We start from the raw sequence: 3,424 nt of genomic DNA on the forward strand, positions 1-3,424 counted from the left end.
AACCAAGGTAACGGCCATAGACGCAACCGGCGCAGGTGACTGCTTTAACGGCATTTTTCTGTCCAACTACCTGCGCGATGGCGACATACTGAACGCCGCAGAAACCGCAAATCGCGGTGCCGCCCTATGCACCACAGTCTATGGCGCGGTTGACCCGATCCCTTTCAAATCCACTCTCAAAAAACCAAAGGAACCTTAGACATGAGCAGCAAGAATATCGAACGCCTTGGCGATGACCGTACCGGTGCAGGCGGACAAGCCCTGCAATTTGCCCCCGCCATGCGGGCTGGCGATTTCGTCTTTATCTCGGGTCAGGTCGCAATGAAGGAAAACGGCGAAATCGAAGCAGTGGTCTATAAGCCGCTAGGATAAGATCAGGCTGCGCGAAATATATGACTTTGCCAAAGCGCAGACGAAATTGGCCTAAGGCCCGGACGATCCAACATTGCCGGCACTTCGTCCGGGCCGCAGTCTGCTTCAGCGGTGGCGGTCTAGAAAAGCGTCTTTCTCAGCCTGCGTTGGCGGTTCACCTGCAAATATCTCGGCATAATGACAGCCCGCAATTGCGCGTTGCAGTCGTGGTTCGGATACATGCATTGAATAGTATCCCGTTTGGGTCAAAATCGCTGTCAAAGCGCGGTAATGTGCGGCTTCAGCTGTCGTGCCGTAGCGTTCGAAAACGTCGGTCACTGCCTTCAATCGGGCGTCGTCAGACTGATCGACAAGCTTTTGCAGTTTGGCATCACTGCGCGCCCAATTCCGGATCGCAAGATCCAGAGGCGCATCAAAAAGATCGTTGTCGATCCAACAATCAATCAGGTTAAGCAGAGCCGCGCAAAGACTTTGCGCCGGCGCTGCGCAGCGCTCAAGAACGATGCCGGTGTTGCGGGTCTGCCAGATTTCAATGATGGCGTCGTGCAGGTCCGGCAGGTCCTTGAAATGCCAATAAAATCCCGTGCGGGTCAGGTTCAGCTTTTTGGCCAAAGCCATGACTTTCACTGCCTCAAAACCCTCTGAAACGAAAAGCTCATATGCGGCACCCAGCCAGATTTCTCGGGTCGCACGCGTTCTGTTTGACGAATGATCGATCATCCCGCTGTTCTAAGTGACTTGACAGATGTGTCAATCAGCGAAAATGTTGACATGACACACGTGTCAGGAACGCTTTGGCCCGAGAAGGATCAGCCCATGTCTAGCGACCCATTGTTGCAACCTTTCCAACTCAAGCACCTGACGTTGCGCAATCGGATCATGACGACCAGTCACGAGCCAGCCTATCCGCAAGATGGCATGCCAAAAGAGCGCTACGCCGCCTACCATGCCGAACGCGCCAAGGCCGGTGTTGCGCTTGCCATGACTGCGGGATCAGCCGCCGTGAGCCGCGATAGCCCGCCCGTGTTCAACAATATCCTTGCCTACAAGGACGAGGTTGTGCTGTGGATTCAGAACCTTACGGATGCGGTGCACGAACATGGCTGTGCGGCCATGATCCAGCTGACCCATTTGGGGCGGCGCACCAACTGGAATAAAGGGGATTGGTTGCCATCTGTATCGTCTTCCAAACACCGGGAACCTGCGCATCATGCGTTTCCAAAGCTGATCGAAGATTGGGATATTGACCGGATCATTCGTGACTTTGCAGATGCCGCCGAACGAATGCAGGCCGGCGGCATGGACGGCATCGAATTGCAAGTTTACGGCCACTTGCTGGACCAGTTTTGGTCGCCGCTGACGAATGATCTGACAGGCCCATATGGGGCCGACACGCTTGAGAACCGAATGCGTTTTCCCATGGATGTGATAGAAGCCATTCGCAAGCGGGTGGGTGCGGACTTCATCGTCGGCCTGCGGTACACAGCGGACGAAGCGCAAAAGGGTGGCATCACGCCCGAAGAAGGGTTGGAGATTTCCAAACGCATTGCAGCCACAGGCCAGATTGATTTCTTGAACGTCATCAAGGGGCGCATCCACACCGACCCCGCCATGACCGATGTGATTCCCATTCAGGGCATGAAATCTGCACCTCACCTTGATTTCGCTGGCGAAGTCCGCAAGGCGACGGGTATGCCGACGTTCCACGCCGCTCGTATTCCCGATGTGGCAACCGCACGCCATGCTGTGCAGGCTGGTCTTCTGGATATGATCGGTATGACCCGTGCGCATATGGCAGACCCGCATATCGTGCGTAAAATTATCGAAGGACGCGAGGATGACATTCGCCCCTGCGTCGGTGCGACCTACTGTCTTGACCGCATTTATCAGGCGGGCGACGCACTGTGTATCCACAACGCGGCCACCGGGCGCGAATTGACAATGCCGCATGATATTCCCGCGGCCCAGACCAGAAAAAAGGTCGTGGTCATTGGAGCAGGTCCCGCTGGCCTTGAAGCTGCGCGCGTTGCGGCAGAGCGCGGCCATGACGTGACCGTATTCGAGGCCGCCGATGCACCGGGTGGGCAAGTGAGACTGACGTCACAATCGCAGCGCCGCCGGGAAATGATCGGGATTATCGATTGGCGCATGGCACAATGCGCGGCACGGGATGTCACCTTTCATTTCAACACATGGGCGGATGCAGATGATGTCACCGCCCTTAACCCTGATGTGGTTATTGTCGCAACAGGTGGGCTGCCGAATTTGGAGCTGTTTGAACAGAAAGGCGAGCAAGCGCATGTTGTATCCTCGTGGGATATCATTTCAGGCGATGTGAAGCCGGCAGGCAAGGTTCTCATCTACGACGAAAGCGGCGATCATGCTGCTCTGCAAGCTGCCGAAGTGGCCGCAAACGCGGGTGCTTCGGTTGAAATCATTACGCCAGATCGCACGTTCTCTCCCGATGTGATGGCGATGAATTTGGTACCCTATATGCGGTCGCTTCAGGACAAGGACGTGACCTTTACGGTGACGCGCCGTCTGACGGGGGTCGCGCGCAGCGGCAACACCCTCACTGCGACGATCGGCACTGATTACAGCGACCATACCTATAAGCTTGAGGTGGATCAGGTTGTTGTGAACTATGGGACCCTGCCGCTGGACGAGCTGTATTTTGAACTCAAGCCGCTCGCATCAAATGCAGGCGAGGTCGATTACGGCGCGCTGGTTTCAGGTGCACCGCAGACCATTCGGCGCAACGAAAACGGCACGTTTCAACTGTTCCGCATTGGTGATGCGGTTTCAGCTCGCAACACTCACGCCGCTATCTATGACGCCTTGCGCCTGGTCAAAGACATATAGGGGAAACGGTCATGCGTCGTCTAGCCAACGCGACGAGGTTTTTATGGCGCGTTGTTTAAGAATTGCTTGAGTTTGATGTTTTTGGCTCGGTCGTGTCGTGGTTAGGAGGCCGGACGCTTACGTTTGATGCGCCATTCGGGGTTATATTGTCCGGTGCGCGTTGTGCGTTTGCGTACGTTGTTTATTTCTT

General features: G+C 55.5%; 4 protein-coding genes. 3 read left to right on the forward strand and 1 reads right to left on the reverse strand.

Going from position 1 to position 3,424, the window contains the following annotated elements; translation table 11 throughout:
* Together ABYT07_RS19855 and ABYT07_RS19860 are read left to right on the forward strand one after the other, a co-directional pair.
* Positions 1–199 (forward strand): PfkB family carbohydrate kinase (locus tag ABYT07_RS19855; protein ID WP_372993740.1); only part of this gene is annotated, 199 nt, incomplete at its 5' end.
* Positions 200–201: 2 nt separating this feature from the next.
* Entirely contained in the window at positions 202–372 is a 171-nt protein-coding gene (locus ABYT07_RS19860; protein WP_372993741.1) for a hypothetical protein, read from the forward strand.
* A gap of 105 nt (positions 373–477) precedes the next feature.
* Here ABYT07_RS19860 and ABYT07_RS19865 read toward each other — a convergent pair whose 3' ends face one another.
* Entirely contained in the window at positions 478–1,092 is a 615-nt protein-coding gene (locus ABYT07_RS19865) for a TetR/AcrR family transcriptional regulator (protein WP_372993742.1), read from the reverse strand.
* A 96-nt stretch (positions 1,093–1,188) separates the two neighbouring features.
* Here ABYT07_RS19865 and ABYT07_RS19870 point away from each other — a divergent pair, with 96 nt between their 5' ends.
* Positions 1,189–3,234 carry an FAD-dependent oxidoreductase gene (locus ABYT07_RS19870; protein WP_372993743.1) on the forward strand — a complete coding sequence of 682 codons (2,046 nt, stop codon included), beginning with the start codon at positions 1,189–1,191 and terminating at the stop codon, positions 3,232–3,234.
* Positions 3,235–3,424: the final 190 nt, after the last annotated feature.

Source organism: Sulfitobacter sp. (assembly GCF_041552635.1).
Taxonomy (GTDB): domain Bacteria; phylum Pseudomonadota; class Alphaproteobacteria; order Rhodobacterales; family Rhodobacteraceae; genus Sulfitobacter.

Coding starts and splice junctions, on each gene's coding strand:
- ABYT07_RS19870 (WP_372993743.1), top strand. CDS start 1,189: ATGTCTAGCGACCCATTGTTGCAACCTTTCCAACTCAAGCACCTGACG.
- ABYT07_RS19865 (WP_372993742.1), bottom strand. CDS start 1,092: ATGATCGATCATTCGTCAAACAGAACGCGTGCGACCCGAGAAATCTGG.
- ABYT07_RS19860 (WP_372993741.1), top strand. CDS start 202: ATGAGCAGCAAGAATATCGAACGCCTTGGCGATGACCGTACCGGTGCA.